Annotated in this window: 14 protein-coding genes; all 14 read left to right on the plus strand. The window is 64.2% G+C overall.

The genetic code is table 11. From position 1 onward, the window contains the following. Positions 1-60: 60 nt before the first annotated feature. On the plus strand, positions 61-2,259 hold the full coding sequence (locus tag RYH70_RS18560) for a primosomal protein N' (RefSeq protein ID WP_317009491.1): 2,199 nt from the start codon (positions 61-63) through the stop codon (positions 2,257-2,259). Between the two features lie 92 nt (positions 2,260-2,351). Next, a complete protein-coding gene (locus RYH70_RS18565; protein WP_317009492.1) occupies positions 2,352-3,941 on the plus strand; it encodes a DHA2 family efflux MFS transporter permease subunit in 1,590 nt (529 codons plus the stop codon). 14 nt (positions 3,942-3,955) lie between these two features. Continuing rightward, a complete protein-coding gene (locus RYH70_RS18570) occupies positions 3,956-5,101 on the plus strand; it encodes an HlyD family secretion protein (protein ID WP_231504663.1) in 1,146 nt (381 codons plus the stop codon). 95 nt (positions 5,102-5,196) lie between these two features. Continuing rightward, complete coding sequence (gene argS / locus RYH70_RS18575; protein ID WP_022995160.1) at positions 5,197-6,951, plus strand: arginine--tRNA ligase; 1,755 nt, start codon at positions 5,197-5,199, stop codon at positions 6,949-6,951. Next, positions 6,951-7,604: an SPOR domain-containing protein gene (locus RYH70_RS18580; RefSeq protein ID WP_026948247.1), complete on the plus strand. Its 654-nt coding sequence runs from the start codon at positions 6,951-6,953 to the stop codon at positions 7,602-7,604. The genes argS and RYH70_RS18580 overlap by 1 nt, the downstream gene beginning before the upstream one ends. 219 nt (positions 7,605-7,823) lie before the next feature. Continuing rightward, positions 7,824-8,345 (plus strand): ATP-dependent protease subunit HslV, encoded by a 522-nt coding sequence (gene hslV / locus RYH70_RS18585; RefSeq protein WP_022995158.1) that lies wholly within the window; start codon positions 7,824-7,826, stop codon positions 8,343-8,345. Beyond that, entirely contained in the window at positions 8,345-9,676 is a 1,332-nt protein-coding gene (hslU, locus tag RYH70_RS18590; RefSeq protein ID WP_022995157.1) for an ATP-dependent protease ATPase subunit HslU, read from the plus strand. Before hslV ends, hslU begins: the two co-directional genes overlap by 1 nt. Positions 9,677-10,213: 537 nt before the next feature. Beyond that, positions 10,214-12,061: a dihydroxy-acid dehydratase gene (gene ilvD / locus RYH70_RS18595; protein WP_316308883.1), complete on the plus strand. Its 1,848-nt coding sequence runs from the start codon at positions 10,214-10,216 to the stop codon at positions 12,059-12,061. Positions 12,062-12,208: 147 nt separating this feature from the next. After that, complete coding sequence (locus RYH70_RS18600; RefSeq protein ID WP_022995155.1) at positions 12,209-12,595, plus strand: MAPEG family protein; 387 nt, start codon at positions 12,209-12,211, stop codon at positions 12,593-12,595. Between the two features lie 8 nt (positions 12,596-12,603). Next, positions 12,604-13,299, plus strand: a complete 696-nt coding sequence (locus tag RYH70_RS18605; RefSeq protein WP_063140958.1) for a class I SAM-dependent methyltransferase — start codon at positions 12,604-12,606, stop codon at positions 13,297-13,299. Between the two features lie 42 nt (positions 13,300-13,341). Beyond that, on the plus strand, positions 13,342-14,337 hold the full coding sequence (locus RYH70_RS18610; protein WP_063140960.1) for a 2Fe-2S iron-sulfur cluster-binding protein: 996 nt from the start codon (positions 13,342-13,344) through the stop codon (positions 14,335-14,337). A 168-nt stretch (positions 14,338-14,505) separates the two neighbouring features. After that, positions 14,506-15,789 carry a paraquat-inducible protein A gene (locus RYH70_RS18615; RefSeq protein ID WP_022995152.1) on the plus strand — a complete coding sequence of 428 codons (1,284 nt, stop codon included), beginning with the start codon at positions 14,506-14,508 and terminating at the stop codon, positions 15,787-15,789. Beyond that, positions 15,758-17,398: an intermembrane transport protein PqiB gene (gene pqiB, locus RYH70_RS18620; protein WP_055099554.1), complete on the plus strand. Its 1,641-nt coding sequence runs from the start codon at positions 15,758-15,760 to the stop codon at positions 17,396-17,398. The genes RYH70_RS18615 and pqiB overlap by 32 nt, the downstream gene beginning before the upstream one ends. After that, a complete protein-coding gene (locus tag RYH70_RS18625) occupies positions 17,376-17,921 on the plus strand; it encodes a PqiC family protein (RefSeq protein WP_026948249.1) in 546 nt (181 codons plus the stop codon). The genes pqiB and RYH70_RS18625 overlap by 23 nt, the downstream gene beginning before the upstream one ends. The last annotated feature ends 97 nt before the right edge of the window (positions 17,922-18,018 follow it).

Consider the following 18,018-nt stretch of genomic DNA (forward strand, 5'->3'; position numbering starts at 1 on the left):
CGAACTATATCAGTTTGCGCCCGATGCGCAAGCTGTAACCGCTGTTTTCCGGATTTCCACGTGCCGCTCTCCACCTTACAGGTTGCCTTGCCGGTCCCCCTGCCAGGCTGTTTTGACTATTCCCTGCCACCGGAGACGCCGGTGCCGCCCCGTGGCGCCCGGGTGGAAGTGCCGTTCGGCAAACGGACCCTGGTGGGCGTGGTCCACGATCATCAGCCCAGCAGCCTGAAGACCCTCAAGGCGGTCAACCGAGTACTCGACGAAGCGCCGATCATCGATGAGCGGCTCTACGCCCTGTGCGAATGGGCCGCCGGCTACTATCACCATCCCCTTGGCGAAGTATTGAATTTCGTGCTGCCAACACTGCTGCGCCAAGGGCAGGCGGCACGGCCTGACGCCGAGATCCGCTGGCGCATCACCGACCGCGGCCGGCACGTGACGGCGGACCGCCTGAAGCGGGCTCCACGCCAACAGGAAGCCCTGGCCCTGCTGGCCGAACACCCGGACGGCCTCACCCCGGCCATGCTGGAAGCGCTGTCGGTATCGCGCCCGGCGCTCCAGGCCCTGCGGGAGAAGCAGTGGGCGGAGCGCGAGGAGCACCTGCCCCAGGTACCGCCGCTGCCAGCGGATGTCCTCGCCGAGCCTGCTCTGAGCGCCAGTCCGGAACAACGTCTGGCGATCGAGGCGATCAATCAGGCCAGCGGGTTTCAACCGTTCCTGCTGGACGGCGTCACCGGCAGCGGCAAAACCGAAGTGTATCTGCAAGCGATGGCGCCGGTGTTGGCGGCTGGCCGGCAGGTGCTGGTACTGGTGCCGGAAATCGGCCTGACGCCGCAGACCCTGCGCCGTTTCCGCCAACGTTTCGCGGTGCCGGTGACGGTCATGCATTCAGGCCTGAACGACCGCGAACGGCTGGAAGCCTGGCTTGCCGCCGGCGAAGGCCGGGCACGCATCATTATCGGCACCCGTTCGGCGATATTCACACCGTTACATGCGCCGGGGCTGATCATCGTCGACGAAGCCCATGACGGGTCCCTGAAGCAACAGGACGGTTTCCGCTACCACGCCCGGGACCTGGCCACGTGGCGCGCCCGCCAATGGAACATTCCGGTTGTCCACGGCAGCGCCACTCCGGCCCTGGAAACCCTGCATCTGGCCCACACCGGCCGTTACCAGTGGCTGCGTTTGCGCGAACGGGCGGGCGGCGCCGCGCTGCCGGATATCGAGCTGCTGGATGCCCGGGATGCCGCCCCGGACGCGCCGCTGCTGCCCTCCGCTCTGACCGCCATCGAAGACACCGTGCGCCGTGGTGAACAGGCTCTGGTGTTCCTCAACCGGCGCGGCTTCGCGCCGGTGATCCTGTGCCGGGACTGCGGCTGGCAGGCGGAGTGCCCGCGCTGCGACAGCGTCATGACCTGGCATCGCAGCTTGTCGCAGTTGCGTTGTCACCACTGCGATCACCAGCAGCGGGTGCCGCGGCGCTGCCCGGAATGCGGCTCCAGCAATCTGATCGACGCCGGCGCCGGCACGGAAAAACTGGAGGCCCTGTTAAGTGATCATTGCAAGGCGCCGGTGGTCCGCATCGACCGCGACACCACCCGCCGCAAGGGCAGTCTGGATGCCAAACTGGCGGAAATCCGGGGTGGCGCGCCGGCGGTGCTGGTGGGCACGCAGATGCTGGCGAAAGGTCACCATTTCCCCCGTCTGAGCCTGGTGGTGATTACCAATCTGGACGCGGGCTTCCTCAGCGCCGATTTCCGCGGCCCCGAACAGGCCGCGCAATTGCTGCTGCAAGTGGCCGGCCGCGCCGGCCGCAAAGATCTGCGTGGCCGGGTGCTGCTGCAAAGCCGCCATACCGATCATCATCTGGTGCGCCTGGCCGCCGCTGGCGACTACCACGCCCTCGCCGACACGCTGCTGGAGGAACGGCGCATGGCCGGGCTGCCCCCGTTTGGCCATCTCGCCTTACTGCGCTGCGAGGCGATGTCGATGGACAAGGCCCTGGCCTTTCTTGATGAGTGCGCGGCGCCCTTCCAGCAGAACAGTAACGTCGATGACGACAGTGTGAACCTGCTCGGACCAGCGCCGGCGCCGATGGAAAAACGGGCCGGCCGCTATCGCGCCCAACTGCTGCTGCAGGCGCCCCAGCGTCCGGCTCTGCACGCCGTACTCGACACTCTGGTACGGCACGCCCGCGGCCTGCCCTCCGCCCGCCACTGCCGCTGGCATGTGGATGTGGATCCCACCGAAATGGTGTAATTCGCCATTGGAATGCGTCACCTCACTTGACTAAACTGGCGGCTTCCCGCGCACCCCGCCCGGGTGCTTCGGGTCCCCCGTCAGGAGCATGCATGAGTCAGGTGGACATTCTGTTCCAGCGCTACGGCCCGCGTTACCGTCTGTGGGTAACGCTCACCGTCATGCTCGGTCTGGTGGCGCTGGGCATGTCGATCACCATCGTCAACGTCGCCATTCCTTATATAAAGGGCGCCTTCGGCATGAGCGACAGCCAGGTGCAATGGCTGTCCACCGGCTTTCTGGCTTCCACCACCGTATCCCTGCTGGTGGCCCCCTGGCTGGTGTCAGCGGTGGGCCAGCGCGCCACCTTCATGGGGCTGTTGCTGGTGTTCATCGCCGCCTCCCTGCTCGGCGGTCTGGGCGAGGGCATGGCGGCGCTGGTGGCGGCCCGGGTCATTCAGGGCGCGATGACCGGACTGATCCGGCCGGTGGCCATGGAAGCGCTGTTCGCCGCCTATCCGCCGGAAGGCCGCGGCATGGCCACCGCCATGTACGGCATGTGTCTGGGGCTGCCGCTGACCCTGGCCACGGTGATCGGCGGCTGGCTGGTGGAGAATTTCACCTGGCGTTACGTCTTCTTCATCACGCTGCCGATCTGTGTCGCCGCGGTGGTGATGGGCTACTTCTTTTTACCGCCTCGCGAAGGCAAAGGACCGCGTTCACCGTTTGACTGGGCCGGCGTGGTGATCGCCTTCGCCGCCGTTTTCTCGCTGCTGGCGGCACTGTCCAATGGTCAGCGCTGGGGCTGGGACGATCCCCGGGTGCCCATACTGATTGTCACTGGCGTTCTGCTGGGCACCGCTTTTTTTCTGTGGCAGAAGCGCTGCCGCCACCCGCTGCTGGATCTGGCCATCTTCCGCAACCGCGTGTTCGTGACCGGCACCTCCGCCATGTTCCTGTTCGGCGGCACTTTCTACGGCATCATGTATCTGCTGCCCCAATTCGTGCAGACCGTTCTGCATTACAGCCCGGTCAGTGCCGGCAAGATCTTCCTGCCTTCCACCCTGGTCCTGGCGATTCTGGTGCCGCTGGTGGGCCGCCTCAGTGACCGCTATCCGGCTCATTGGCTGACGCTGCCCGGGCTGGCCTGCGCCCTGTTCGCGGTCTGGCACATGGCCTTGATGGACTGGGATACCTCCTTCGCCTACCTGGCCACCACCATGGCGATTCTTTCCGTGGGCATGGCGGCCTTCCCACCGCCCACCCTGTCCAAGGCCATCGCCGCGCTGGAACCCCGTCTCACCGGCCACGGCTCCGGCGCCATTAACTTCGCCATGCAACTCGGCGGCGCGCTCGGCACCGCTGGGCTGGTAATCATGCTGGAACGCCGCACCGTGGAGCATGGCCAGCAACTCAACGCCGGCGTGCACGCCGGCAACAGCACCGCCCAGCAGCAACTGAGCCAACTGGCCGAACTGGCCGACCGCCTGGGTGTTCCGGACACCCACCTACAGGCCATGGCCGGGCATTTAATGGGGCGGCTGGAAACCATCTGGGCATCGATTTTCGCTTACCAGGACGGGTTCTGGATTCTGGTGGCCAGCCTGGTGCTGGTGGCGATCCCCTCGGTGCTGTTGAGCCGCCAGCATAACCGGCCCCGCCCCGTGACCAATGCCCCCGCCAACAACCCGGCAACACAATGAAGGATGACGACACCATGACCGACAGCTCATCCCGTTCCCTCTATCCGCGCCGTCCCTCGCGGTGGCTGAAGCTCGCCGCGCTGGTGGCTCTGGTGGTGGCGTGCCTGATCTGGATGGCCTTCGCCATCCATCACCGGCTCACTCACGTCAGCGCCCAGGACGCCCGGGTGATGTCCAGTCAGGTCACTGTCAGCAGCCGGCTGCCTGGCTGGGTCCCGGAGTTCACCCTCACCGAGGGAGACCGGTTGCAAAAGGGCGACGTGGTGGCCCGCCTGTACAGTGAGCCGGATCAACAGCAGCTGAAGACCCTGCAAGCCAACGTCGCCTCGATGCAGGCCAGGCTCGACTATGAACAGGCCCGTCTGGACCTCGGCCAACAGCAATTCGAGGGCGGTCTGCACATCACCAGCCAGCAACTGCAATCGGTCAAAGCGGCGGAAAGAGCAGCCCGGGCACGGCTGACTCAGGCCCGCAAGGATTTTGAACGGTCCGACGCCCTGCACCAGCGCGGCGCCGTTTCACAGCAACAACGGGATCAGGACTACTACACCTATCAGGCCGCCCAGGCGGAATATCAGCGCTCGCGGGAAGAGGTGGCGGTCAGTCAGGCGCAGGCCGACAACGCCCACGTCGGTTTTCTCAATGGCGTGCAAGTGCCTCTGCCGCCGCCTACGGTGATGAAAGCCCAGGTCGGAATCGCCCGGCAACAACTGGAAGAGGCCAAGGCACGACTGGCGCAGCAGGAACTGCGCCTGGAGGATCTCACCGTACGCAGTCCGATCAACGGTGTAGTCAATAAAACCCTGATCGATGAGGGTGAGTACGTGTCACCGGGACAACCGATTCTGATGATGCACGATCCGGACGACCTGTGGGTGGCGGCCAACATCAAGGAAACCGATGTGGCCGAACTGCGCCCAGGCCAGCCGGTGAAAATCACCGTTGATGCCTATCCGGACGAATCTTTCAGCGGCTCGGTGCAGGTCATCGGCCGCGCCGCCACCAGCCAGTTCGCGCTGTTGCCTGATCCCAACCCTTCCGGCAATTTCACCAAGATCACCCAGCGCCTGCCGGTACGCATCCGCCTGGACGATGGCCCACTGGAGCTGATCGGTCCGGGAATGATGGTGGAAGTGGATATCGATGTGAGGGGCAATTAAGGACGGGCCGGACCTTTGGCGCGCCTTCCAGGGGGCGGCAATTCGATCCGGATTCACGTACAATCGCCGCCCAATCGAACCCGTCTTGAGAAACCATGAAAGACCGTCTGATCGCGCTGATCGACAGCGCCCTGGATACCCTGACCGCCAACGGCGTGCTGCCCGCCGAAGCGCGCCGGCCGGTGCAGATTGAGCGTACCAAGGATAAAAGCCACGGCGACTTCGCCACCAACATCGCGCTGATGCTGGCCAAGCCCGCCGGCTTGAAACCCCGCGATCTGGCCCAGGCGCTGGTGGATGCCCTGCCGGAAGACCCGGCCCTGGCGAAAACAGAGATCGCCGGCCCCGGTTTTATCAATTTTTTTCAATCCGACAACTGGCTTGCCTCGCAGCTGGAAGCGGCCCTGGCCGACGAGCATCTGGCGGTGCCCCGTCCGCGGCAGCCGCAAACCGTGGTGGTGGACTATTCCGGCCCCAACCTGGCCAAGGAAATGCACGTCGGCCATCTGCGCTCCACCATTATCGGCGATGCCGTGGTGCGCTCGCTGGAGTTTCTTGGCCACAAGGTGATCCGCCAGAACCACGTGGGCGACTGGGGCACCCAGTTCGGCATGCTGCTGGCGTATCTGGAGGAACAGAAAGCCGAGGAAGGCGCAACCGAGCTGAGCCGCGAATTGGCCAATCTGGAAACCTTCTACCGCGCCGCCAAGCTGCGTTTCGATGAGTCCCCGGAGTTCGCCGATCGCGCCCGTGCTTTGGTGGTGAAGCTGCAGTCCGGTGACGAGTACTGTCTGAAACTGTGGAACGAGTTCAACCAGGTCTCCCTGAGCCATTGCTACGCCGTCTATGAGCGCCTGGGCGTCAGCCTCACCGCCGCCGATGTGCGCGGCGAAAGCACTTATAACGATGACCTGCCAAAGGTGGTGGCGGACCTGGACGCCGCCGGCCTGCTCACCGAGGACCAGGGCGCCCTGTGTGTGTTCCTGGACGAGTTCCGCAACAAGGACGGGGACACTCTGCCGGTGATCGTGCGCAAGGCGGACGGCGGCTACCTCTATGCCACCACCGATCTGGCGGCCCTGCGTTACCGCGCCAACCAGTTGCACGCTGATCGCATCCTGTATTTCGTTGATCAACGTCAAGCCCTGCACTTCCAGCAAATGTTCGCGGTGGCCCGCGAAGCCGGTTTTGTCGGCGCTGGAGTGGATCTGGCCCACATGGGCTTCGGTACCATGAACGGCCCCGACGGCAAGCCGTTCAAAACCCGCGACGGCGGCACCGTGAAGCTGATCGACCTGCTCGACGAAGCGGAGCAACGGGCCTATCAACTGGTCAGCGAGAAAAACCCGGAACTGGATCAGGACGAGTTGCGCGCCATCGCCCACGCCGTTGGTATCGGCGCGGTGAAATACTCGGATCTGAGCAAGAACCGCACCAGCGACTACGTGTTCAATTTCGATCTGATGCTGAGCTTCGATGGCAACACCGCGCCCTACCTGCTGTACGCCTACACCCGGGTGGTCAGCGTGTTCCGCAAGGCCGGTCTGTCGCTGGATCAGGTGGCGGGCGAATTGCTGTTGCGCGAGGAAGCGGAACAGGCCCTGGCCGCCCGTCTGGTGCAGTTCGGCGAGGCGGTGCAGTCGGTGGCGGACAAGGGTCAGCCCCATCTGTTGTGCGCCTACCTCTACGACGTGGCCGGGCTGTTCTCCAGCTTCTACGAGCACTGCCCGATCCTGTCCGGCGATGACGACGCCCTGCGCGCCAGCCGCCTGAAGCTGGCCGCCCTGACCGCCCGCACCCTGTCCGAGGGCCTGCGACTGCTTGGACTGACGCCGCTGGAGCGTATGTAATGGCAAAGAACACCCGCGGCGCCAGCCGCAGCCCTCGCAAGAACAGCAAAAAGCGTCAGGTCCCGGGATGGGTCTGGTTGTTCACCGGCGTGGCGGCCGGTCTGTTCCTGGCGTTCCTGGTGCATCTGGCCCAGGTACAGAAAGAAGCGGGCACCGCCACCCTGGTGAAAGCCCCGGAACAGTCCGGCCAGGGCAAAGGCAAAAACGGCGACACCTCCAAGGCCAATGGCGACGAGCCGACCTTCGACTTCTACGCGGTGCTGCCGAAGATGGAAGTGATCGTGCCCAAATCCAAGGACGAGAAACCGGCACCAGCGAAAAAGCCGGCCACCTCCGGCCGTGATGACAAACCGTCCACCGCCGCCAAACCCGACACCAGCACGAACGGCGGCACCACCGCCAATGCCGGCGACGGCAAGATCTATATGCTTCAGGCTGGCAGTTTCCGTAACGCCAGCGACGCCGACCGCCGCCGCGCCGAGCTGATCCTCAAGGGCTATGAAGTGCGTCTGCAACCGGTAAAGCTGGAAAATGGCGACACCTGGCACCGGGTCATGATCGGCCCTTACAACAGCGTCAACACCTTGCATAAGGCCCAGGACCAACTGGCCTCCAACGGCGTGGAAACCCTGCCGATCCAGGTGAAGAAGTAAACCACTCCCCCTGTCCAGGGATTCCACGCTGCGCTGCCCAAGCGGTGTGGTGCGGGGGTTCCGGGACCATGTTTGGCCACGGACGGCCAAACCTGAGCGGACAGGAATGTCGTTTTTGCGTGTCCCGGAACCCCCGCGCCACACCGCGACCCGACTGTGCCATTGAAATCCCGTCCGCCACCCGCATATCCCCCGGAACACGAATAAGGAGATAGACGCGTGACCACTATCGTATCCGTTCGACGCGGCACCAATGTGGTGATCGGCGGCGACGGCCAGGTGAGCCTGGGAAACACCGTTATGAAAGGCAACGCCCGTAAAGTACGCCGCCTTTACCATGGCAAGGTGATCGCCGGTTTCGCCGGCGGCACCGCGGACGCCTTCACTCTGTTCGAGCGTTTCGAGGCGCAATTGGAAAAACACCAGGGCCATCTGGTACGGGCCGCCGTGGAGCTGGCCAAGGACTGGCGCACCGACCGCGCCCTGCGCCGCCTGGAAGCGCTGCTGGCGGTGGCCGACAAGGACAACTCCCTGATCATCACCGGTAACGGCGACGTGGTGGAGCCGGAACAGGGGCTGATCGCTATCGGCTCCGGCGGCCCCTTCGCCCAGTCCGCCGCCACGGCACTGCTGGAAAACACCGATCTGAGCGCCCGCGAGATTGTCGAGAAAAGCCTGAAGATCGCCGGTGACATCTGTATTTACACTAACCAGAATCACGCCTTCGAGGAGCTGGAATAGTGGCTTCCCTGACACCAAGAGAAATCGTATCCGAACTGAACCGGCACATTGTCGGCCAGGAAGAGGCCAAGAAAGCGGTGGCCCTGGCCCTGCGCAACCGCTGGCGCCGCATGCAGCTGCCGGCGGAAATGCGTGCCGAAGTCGCCCCCAAGAACATCCTCATGATCGGCCCCACCGGGGTCGGTAAAACCGAGATCGCCCGCCGTCTGGCCAAACTTGCCGACGCCCCCTTCCTGAAGGTGGAAGCCACCAAATTCACCGAGGTGGGCTACGTGGGCCGGGACGTGGAATCGATTATCCGCGACCTGGTGGAAATGGCGATCAAGATGCTGCGCGAAAAAGCCATCGAGCGGGTCGGCTCCAAGGCCGATGACGCCGCCGAGGAACGCATTCTCGACGCCTTGCTGCCCGCCGCCCGTGGCGAAGAGAGCAGCGCCACCGACTCCACCACCCGGCAGGTTTTCCGCAAGAAGTTGCGGGAAGGAGAACTGGACGACCGCGAGATCGATATCGAGGTCAGCGCCAACCCGGCCGGCGTGGAAATCATGGCGCCGCCGGGCATGGAGGAAATGACCAGTCAGCTGCAGCAGATGTTTTCGCGCATGGGCGGCCAGAAGAAACGCCACCGTAAACTGAAAGTGCGCGACGCCCTGCGCCTGCTGCGTGACGAGGAAGCGGCCCGCTTCATCAACGAGGACGAGTTGAAAGTGGAGGCCATCGACGCGGTGGAGAACCACGGCATCGTCTTCCTTGATGAAATCGACAAGGTCGCCAAGCGCTCCGAAACCGGCGGCACCGACGTGTCCCGCGAAGGGGTGCAACGGGACCTGCTGCCGCTGATCGAAGGCAGCACGGTGAGCACCAAGTACGGCATGGTACGCACCGATCACATCCTGTTCATCGCTTCCGGCGCCTTCCATCTGGCCAAGCCCAGCGACCTGATCCCGGAGCTCCAGGGCCGTCTGCCGATCCGCGTGGAACTGAGCGCGCTCACTCCGGAAGACTTCGAGCGTATCCTCACCGAGCCGCGTTGTTCGCTCACCGAGCAATACAAAGCGCTGCTGGCCACCGAAGGCCTCAAAGTGGAGTTCACCGAGGACTGCATCCGCCGCATCGCCGAAGTGGCCTGGCAGGTGAACGAGAAGACCGAGAACATCGGCGCCCGCCGGTTGCATACGGTGCTGGAGAAACTGCTGGAAGAAATCAGCTACGACGCCGACGACCTCGCCACCCAGTATCACGACACGCCGCTGAGCCTGGACGCCGAGGCGGTCAACCGCTACCTGGGCGAATTGGCGGACAACGAGGATCTGAGCCGCTACATCCTCTAAGCGCCCCACATTGTAGGTAGTGGGACGCCGGCGCCGGGCCATGCCCGGCGTCAGGCCTGTCAACCTCGAATCAGCATCGCTCCCGGCGGCACGTGGTAACGCAGCTCACGACAGTCGCCTGGCGGCGGTTGTTGTCCAGAGGGGCGATCCGGATACCAGATACGGCACTCTCCAGGGGGCGGCCGCTGCCCTTCGGGGACCCGGTATCCGGCGGCGTCTCCGTCATAAGGCCTGGAACCGTAGTAACCTCCCGGCTCCGCATAAACCGCACAGCCATTGAGAAAAGCCGCGGTCAGAGCCAGTGCCCAGTATCGTGCTGATGAAAGCCTGTGCACCATCGTTCTCATCTCCTCTGCTGCTCCGGCCTTCCTGGAGCTTCTTCCAATCTACATCAAACGCGACGTCTTCCCTGTTAAATTGTATTAGGCGTGTCTCCTGACTGTCTGATAATGCGCCGCAGCCCACCCTGGCGCATCCCCCTGAGTACGCTACAATGTTTCCCCTTTCGCACTTGGTCGCAGCAACAACGAGGTTCCCATGCCCGAGTACCGCTCCCGCACCACCACCCACGGCCGCAACATGGCCGGGGCCCGCGCCCTGTGGCGCGCCACCGGCATGAAAGACGGTGATTTCGGCAAGCCGATCATCGCCATCGCCAACTCCTTCACCCAGTTCGTGCCCGGGCACGTGCACCTGAAGGATCTGGGCCAGTTGGTGGCCGAGGAAGTGGAAAGAGCGGGCGGCATCGCCAAGGAATTCAACACCATCGCGGTGGACGACGGCATCGCCATGGGCCACGACGGCATGCTCTACTCGCTGCCCAGCCGCGACATCATCGCCGACTCGGTGGAGTACATGGTCAACGCCCACTGCGCCGACGCCATGGTCTGCATCTCCAACTGTGACAAGATCACCCCCGGTATGCTGATGGCCGCCATGCGGCTGAATATCCCGGTTATTTTTGTTTCCGGCGGCCCCATGGAAGCGGGCAAGACCAAGCTGGCGGAACACAAACTGGATCTGGTGGATGCCATGGTGATGGCCGCCGACGACAGCGTCGACGACGAAACCGTGAATGAAGTGGAGCGCTCCGCCTGTCCCACCTGCGGCTCCTGTTCCGGCATGTTCACCGCCAATTCCATGAACTGTCTGACCGAGGCCCTGGGCCTGTCGCTGCCGGGCAACGGTTCATTGCTGGCCACCCACGCCGATCGCCGCGAACTGTTCCTGGAAGCCGGCCGCCGCATCGTCGATCTGGCCCGGCTCTACTACGAGCAGGACATGGACAGCGTGCTACCGCGTAATATCGCCTCCCACCGGGCGTTCGAGAACGCCATGAGTCTGGACATCGCCATGGGCGGCTCCACCAATACCGTGCTGCACTTGCTGGCCGCCGCCCAGGAAGGTGAAGTGAACTTCACCATGGAAGACATCGACCGCCTCAGCCGCAAGGTGCCGTGCTTGTCCAAGGTGGCGCCGGCGACCCAGAAATACCATATGGAAGATGTGCACCGCGCCGGCGGCGTCATGGCCATCCTGGGCGAGTTGGACCGCGCCGGCCTGCTGCACCGGGATCTGCCCATGGTGCACTCCGCCACGGTGGCCGAGGCGCTGGAAAAATACGACGTGATGCGCACCGGCGACGACGCGGTGAAAAAGATGTACAGCGCCGGCCCCGCCGGCATCCCCACCCAGACCGCCTTCAGCCAGGATACCCGCTGGGAGAGTCTCGATATCGATCGCGCCAACGGTTGTATCCGTGACTACGAGCATGCCTACAGCAAGGATGGTGGTCTGGCGGTGCTCTACGGAAACATCGCCGAGCGGGGCTGTATCGTCAAAACCGCCGGCGTCGACGAGTCCATTCTCACCTTCACCGGCCGCGCCCGGGTGTTCGAGTCCCAGGATTCCGCGGTACGCGCCATCCTCGGTAATCAGATCGTCGCCGGTGACGTCGTGGTGATCCGCTACGAGGGCCCGAAAGGCGGGCCCGGCATGCAGGAAATGCTCTACCCCACCAGCTACCTGAAATCCAAGGGCCTGGGCAAGAGCTGCGCGCTGCTCACCGACGGCCGCTTCTCCGGCGGCACCTCCGGTCTGTCCATCGGCCATGCCTCACCGGAAGCGGCGGAAGGCGGCGCCATCGGGCTGGTCGAGGAAGGCGACACCATCGAGATCGATATCCCCAATCGCCGCATCCACCTGGCCATCAGCGATGACGAACTGGCCCAACGGCGTGAGCGCATGGAAAAACGCGGCAAGCTGGCCTGGAAGCCCAAGGAAATCCGCCAGCGCAGCGTCTCCACCGCACTCAAGGCCTACGCCGCCCTGGCCACCAGCGCCGATCGTGGCGCGGTGCGCGATCTCAGCCAGATCGGGGAGTAAGAAGGATATCGGCCGCCATCACGGCCAAGCGGAACGCCGCCCGGGCCGCTTGGCCGCGAATCGGCGGGCGGGCGTGGGCGCGGCGGTCATGGGAGCCGGCGACCCGCCGCGCTATGATGCGCGAAACCGATCAGAGAGGAAGCACTCATGACCCTGGCTTATTGGTGCGTTCTGGCGGCCATCCTGCTGCCCTACGTCTTCACCGGCTTCGCCAAGTTCCTGGGCGGCTTCGGGCCGCGCCAGAACCACAATCCGCGTGAATTCCTGGAGACGCTGGAGGGCAGCCGCAAGCGCGCGCACTGGGCTCAACAGAACAGTTTCGAAATCACCCCGGCTTTCGCCGCCGCGGTGATCATAGCCCATCTGGCGCAAACCGCGCCGCAACCCACCCTCGACGGCATTGCCGTCGCCTTTGTCTTGAGCCGTGTCATGTACGGTGTCTGCTACATCGCCGACTGGGCCAGCGCCCGCTCCCTGGTGTGGTTTTTCGGCATCGGCTGTATCATTGCACTCTTTATTGGCACCGGTGCCTGAGGATTCTCATGTCGGTTAACGAATTTCTGAAAAAAGCCTGGTCCGACAAGGGCCCGAAGCTGGTCAGCGGCTTTTCACGTCCGCTGTACCACAATCTGGTGGGCCTGCTGAAAGGCCGCAAATACGACAAGCGCGCCTACGGCGGCATGATTCGCCACACCGAGGCCGGCATGCTCACCGAGTGGGCCAGTCAGGTCCCCGCCGGCGGCGTGATCGTGGAAATCGGCTGCTACGGCGGTCTGTCCACCAGCTACCTGCTCAACGGTTTGCGCAAGAAGGGCGGCAAGATCTACGCCATCGACCCGTTCAACTCCGACCTGGACAAGCAGGAAGAGCTCACCGACGACTGTGTGCCGCTGGAGAATAAACCGACCAAATCCCTGGTGGAGCAGCGCCTCAAGCGCAACGGCTTCGACGGCATGTTCGAGCTGATCGAGGGCTTTTCCCAGGAAGCCGCCCGCAACTGGAATCCGGAAGTGAAAATCGACTTTCTGTGGATCGACGGCAACCACGAGCAGGCCTACCAGGACTTCAAGGACTTCGAGCCGTTCCTCAACCCCGGAGCCCGGGTGGCGGTGCACGACGCCCATCCCCGATACGGCTACGCCGCGGTGGTGGAAGACGTGAAGAAGATCTTCGCCGAAGGCGCCTGGGCCGACCTGGAACATGTGAAAAGCATCATTACCGGCCGCAAGGTGGGCTGACCACCTGAGCCGACGGGGGCGCCTGGCGCCCCGCATCATGCCATGCCGTACCGCATACGCATCAACCAGCGGCACACCCTGGACTGCCCGGGATCGAAGACTATTCTGGAAGCCGCCCGGGAAGCCGGATTCGGTTTTCCTCACGCCTGCCGCAATGGCGTCTGCCGGCGCTGCGAAGGGCGCCTCGGGCGCGGCAGCGTACTCCTGACCCGCCCTGGCGGCCCGCTGAGCGCGGGAGAAAGCGGCGCCGATGCGGTGCTATACTGCGTGGCCTTTCCGATCAGCGACTGCGAGATCGATGTGCCAGATATAACCGCCCCCGGAGAAATTCCGGAGCAGACTCTGCGTTGCCAAATTCGTCAGCGGGAGCCCCTCAACCACGACGTCAGTCGGATCTGGTTGCGACTACCCGCGGGCCGACAGGCCCATTGGTACGCCGGCCAATACCTGATTCTCGACCTGCCCCACGGGCAGTACCCGTTTTCCATCGCCAACGCCCCCGGCGGCCGTGAATTGGAACTGCATATCCGTCACGGCCACGACAACCCCGGCGCCCGCCGCATCATGGCGGACCTGGCCGACGCCAGCACGGTGTCGGTGATCCTGCCCCAGGGCCTGCGCTACCTGGACACCCCGCCGCCTCGTCCACTGTGGTTTATTTGCGGCTCCACCGGTTTCGCGCCGGTGAAGGCGATGATCGAACGCCTGGTCCAGGTCGGCTTCGAACATCCGGTACGGCTGTTCTGGGGTGCCCGCACCGAACAGGACCTGTACCTGCCTGACCTGCCCTCCCAATGGCAGGACGCGTTGCCGGACTTCCACGCGGTCACCGCGCTGTCCGACATCAGCAAACCCGGGCATGCCCAGGGGCTGGTTCACGAGGCCGCTCTGGAAGCGTTGGAACAGCCCGAGCAACCGCTGTTCTACATCGGCGGCTCACCGGCCATGGTGTGGGCGGTGCACGATGCCCTGGTGGAAGAAGGGGTTCCGGCCAGCAACATGCATTCCGACGTGTTCGATTACGCGCCCCGCGATTGAGGTCCCGTGCACTCGCCGGGCGCCCGTCGGCGCACGGTCCCAATAAAATATCTCGAAAAAATTGAATAATCCGGCATCGGCGCATGCCGAGGACCGCCCCGCCGTCTGGCTCCGGGCCCGGCCAGACGGCACAATGGGCACTGTTTGTCAGCGCGGACCCCTTGGCCCATGGACGATCCGAACACAGCCTCGAAACCCGAGACCCTGGTCGCCTGCCCGGAATGCGACCTGGTGCTGCGGGTCTCGGCACCGGACAAGGGGCAATGGGTGCGCTGCCCGCGCTGCCGGCACCCGCTGGTGCGCCCGCCGGAGGACCGTCATCTGACCCCGGCCCTGGCCGTCACCGCGCTGGTAATGCTGGCCGTGGCGCTGTCGTTTCCTTATATCGAATTCCAACGCTCCGGTATCGGCGAAAGCATGACCGTGCTCGACGCCGCCACCAAACTGGCCGCCTTCCACCATCCGGAACTGGGTTTGCTGGTGTTCGGCACCATCGTGGTGTTGCCGGCGTTGTATCTGCTGGCGGTATTGTGGATCGAATTCAGTCTGGGCCGGCACCCCCGTCTGCCGGGCACCCGCACGCTGATCCGCGCCCTGCATTACTGCAAACCGTGGATGATGGCCGATGTCTTCGCCATTGCCGCGCTGGTCAGTCTGGTCAAGATCATCGGCATGGCGGAGGTATTCCTGAAACCGGGGTTCTGGACCTTCGCCGGCTTCGCCCTGTTCCTGTTGATGGTGGTGCAACGGGTCAATCCCCTGGTGTTGTGGACACGCCTTGAGGGACCGCCGCAAGCGCCGCCCGCTCTGCGTCCGGGACTGTCCGCGCGGCTGCAGCATTACCAGGGCTGCGAGCAATGCAGCCAGTTGCAGCCCATCGAACATCAGCACTGCGACCGTTGTTCCGCGCGTCTGCATTCACGGTACCCGGACAGCATCCAGCGTACCCTGGCCTATCTGGTGGCGGCCACCATCGCCTGTTTCCCGGCCCATCTGTATCCGATCATGGTGACCACCAGCCTCGGCAACACTCAACCGGCCACCATCATTTCCGGTGTACTACAATTCATCGCTCATGGTGACTGGCCCATTGCCCTGGTGATCTTCACCGCCAGCGTGGTGGTGCCGTTCGGCAAAATCCTGGCGCTGGGCTGGTTGTGTCTGGCCAGCCGCCGCGAGAAACCTCTGGATATGCCGGCGCAAATGGCGCTGTATCGCTTTACCGAATGGATCGGCCGCTGGTCGATGATCGATGTTTTCGTGGTGGCCATCGTGGTGGCGCTGGTGCGCCTGGGTAATCTGATGTCCATCGACCCCGGCCCGGGAGGGATGGCGTTCGCCGCCGTGGTGATTCTCACCATGCTGGCCGCGCACAGCTTCGACCCGCGCCTGATCTGGGACCAACAACAGCGACGAACGGATGACTACGACACCCTCGAACGCCGCGCCTGAACGGCGCCCGAAACTCTCGCCGGTGTGGCTGATCCCGCTGGGTGCCCTGCTGATCGGTCTGTGGCTGGCTTTCGACCATTGGGCCAGCCAGGGCCCCACCGTGGTGTTGAAAATGACCGACGCGGAAGGCATCGAGGCCGGCAAGACCTCGGTGAAAACCCGCAATGTGCAGGTGGGCCAGGTGGAGGAAGTGGCGCTGTCCGAGGATCTCAGTCATACCCTGGTGACGGTGCGCATGCAGCAGGACACCGCTCGCATGCTCAACGACAAGACCCGTTTCTGGGTGGTGAAACCGCGGATCGGCCGGGAGGGCATCAGCGGTCTCGGCACGGTGCTCTCCGGCGCCTATATCGAATTGCAGCCCGGCGACGGCAAGAAGGAAAAGCGCCGCTTCCAGGTGGAAGAAAAACCACCGATCACCGAAGCCGGCGCCAAGGGCCTGTATCTGACGCTGAACGCCCGCCCCGGTAGCAGCGTCGCCACCGGCGATCCGGTCACCTACCGCAATCTCACCGTGGGCCGGGTGGTGGACACCGAATTCCTGGCCGCGGAAAAGATCATTCGCCACCGCATCTTCATCGAGCAGCCCTACGACGTGCTGGTCACCGAGAGCGTGCGCTTCTGGAACGTATCCGGCGTCACACTGCAACTGGACTCCGGTGGTTTCAAAGTAGGCATGCAATCCATGGAGACGTTGATCGGCGGCGGCATCACCTTCGGCGTGCCGGATCAGGACATGCCCGCCGGCGCGCCGGCCAAGCCGGATAGTGAATTCGAACTGTACGCCGACGAGGAAGCCGCCCGGCGCGGTCTGTTCGACCAGTACCTGGAATACGTGCTGCTGGTGCAGGACTCGGTGCGCGGCCTGCGCCGGGGAGCGCCGGTGGAATACCGGGGCGTGCGCCTGGGCACGGTGGAGCAGGTGCCCTGGCACTTCACCGCTGACCAGCCGGAGACGCTGACGCGTTTCGCCATTCCGGTGCTGATTCGCATCGAGCCTCAGCGGATTCTCGAAGATGAGGAAGCGGACCTGGACGAATGGCGCGGCCGCCTGAATCGCATGTTCGATCATGGCCTGCGCGCCACGCTCAAATCCGGCAACCTGCTGACCGGCGCCCTGTTCGTGGACCTGAATTTCCAGCGCAATGCCGAGCCATTCGAGCAAGCCCGATTTGAGGGGGTTCAGGTCTTCCCCAGCACTACCGGGGGGCTGGCTCAGTTGGAAAGCCAGGTGGCCGAGTTGATGGACAAGATCAACAGCCTGCCGCTGGAACAGATCGGCAACAAATTGGACCGCAATCTGGCGGCCTCGGAATCCACGCTCAAGGCCTTCGCCGGTACCGCCGAACGGTTGCGGCAATTGCTTGAGGATCCGGCGGTGGCGGGCATGCCGGAGCGTCTCAACGACACCCTGAGTGCCCTGGAGAAAACCCTGGCGGGTCTGGAACCCGGCTCCGACGCCTATCGGCAGCTGTCCGGGACCTTGCAGCGAATGGAACAGTTGCTGCGCGACGCCGAGCCCTTGATGCGGACCCTCAAGGAACACCCCAACGCCCTGATTTTCAGCACTGACCCGGAGCCGGATTATGAGCCGAAAGCGGCCCGTTAGACTTGTTCTCGTTCTACCGTTGCTGGCGACACTGCTGGCCGCCTGCGCCAGCAACCCCGCCGGCCCCTCGGTCCAGTATCTGCTGCCGGGCGCGGCGCAGTCCGCGCTTCGCGGGGAATTGCCGGACATCCGGCTGGACACCGCCGGCTATCTGGATCAGTCCGGGGTGGTCATGCAAACCAGCGCGGTGGAAGTGCGTGCCGCCCGCCAACACCAATGGGCGGAACCGCTGCCCCGGCAATTGGCGCGTTCACTGGCGGCTCGGCTGGCCCGGGCCGGGGTCGTCGCTCCCGGACGCCTGGAAGTGCTGGTCACCCGTTTCCAGGGCACCGCCGAAGGCGAGGCGGTGATCGAGGGGCAATGGCGTTTCCTGGGTGATCAGGGCGATCGTGCCGGTACGCACTTCCTGGAACGGCGGCCGCTGCGACGGGACGGCTACCCGGCTCTGGTGGAGCAATTGGATGAAGGCTGGAACGCGGTGGCGGATGGCATCGCGAACGGTTTGACTGGCGCGACCCGGTAATAGAAATTCACCGCCCGGCTTCTGTGGGAGCTTGCCTGCAAGCGAATCTTTTTGGGAAACAAAGACCCCATTCGCTTGCAGGCAAGCTCCCACAGCG

Origin of the sequence: Alloalcanivorax xenomutans (assembly GCF_032810065.1) — a bacterium.
In the GTDB taxonomy this organism is placed as follows: Bacteria; Pseudomonadota; Gammaproteobacteria; order Pseudomonadales; family Alcanivoracaceae; genus Alloalcanivorax; species Alloalcanivorax xenomutans.

What these genes read in the sequence shown, in the direction of transcription:
- ilvD (WP_316308883.1), top strand. Translation starts at nt 10,214, where the DNA reads ATGCCCGAGTACCGCTCCCGCACCACCACCCACGGCCGCAACATGGCC.
- RYH70_RS18580 (WP_026948247.1), top strand. Translation starts at nt 6,951, where the DNA reads ATGGCAAAGAACACCCGCGGCGCCAGCCGCAGCCCTCGCAAGAACAGC.
- RYH70_RS18610 (WP_063140960.1), top strand. Translation starts at nt 13,342, where the DNA reads ATGCCGTACCGCATACGCATCAACCAGCGGCACACCCTGGACTGCCCG.
- RYH70_RS18605 (WP_063140958.1), top strand. Translation starts at nt 12,604, where the DNA reads ATGTCGGTTAACGAATTTCTGAAAAAAGCCTGGTCCGACAAGGGCCCG.
- RYH70_RS18570 (WP_231504663.1), top strand. Translation starts at nt 3,956, where the DNA reads ATGACCGACAGCTCATCCCGTTCCCTCTATCCGCGCCGTCCCTCGCGG.
- RYH70_RS18565 (WP_317009492.1), top strand. Translation starts at nt 2,352, where the DNA reads ATGAGTCAGGTGGACATTCTGTTCCAGCGCTACGGCCCGCGTTACCGT.
- RYH70_RS18625 (WP_026948249.1), top strand. Translation starts at nt 17,376, where the DNA reads ATGAGCCGAAAGCGGCCCGTTAGACTTGTTCTCGTTCTACCGTTGCTG.
- RYH70_RS18615 (WP_022995152.1), top strand. Translation starts at nt 14,506, where the DNA reads ATGGACGATCCGAACACAGCCTCGAAACCCGAGACCCTGGTCGCCTGC.
- RYH70_RS18600 (WP_022995155.1), top strand. Translation starts at nt 12,209, where the DNA reads ATGACCCTGGCTTATTGGTGCGTTCTGGCGGCCATCCTGCTGCCCTAC.
- argS (WP_022995160.1), top strand. Translation starts at nt 5,197, where the DNA reads ATGAAAGACCGTCTGATCGCGCTGATCGACAGCGCCCTGGATACCCTG.
- pqiB (WP_055099554.1), top strand. Translation starts at nt 15,758, where the DNA reads ATGACTACGACACCCTCGAACGCCGCGCCTGAACGGCGCCCGAAACTC.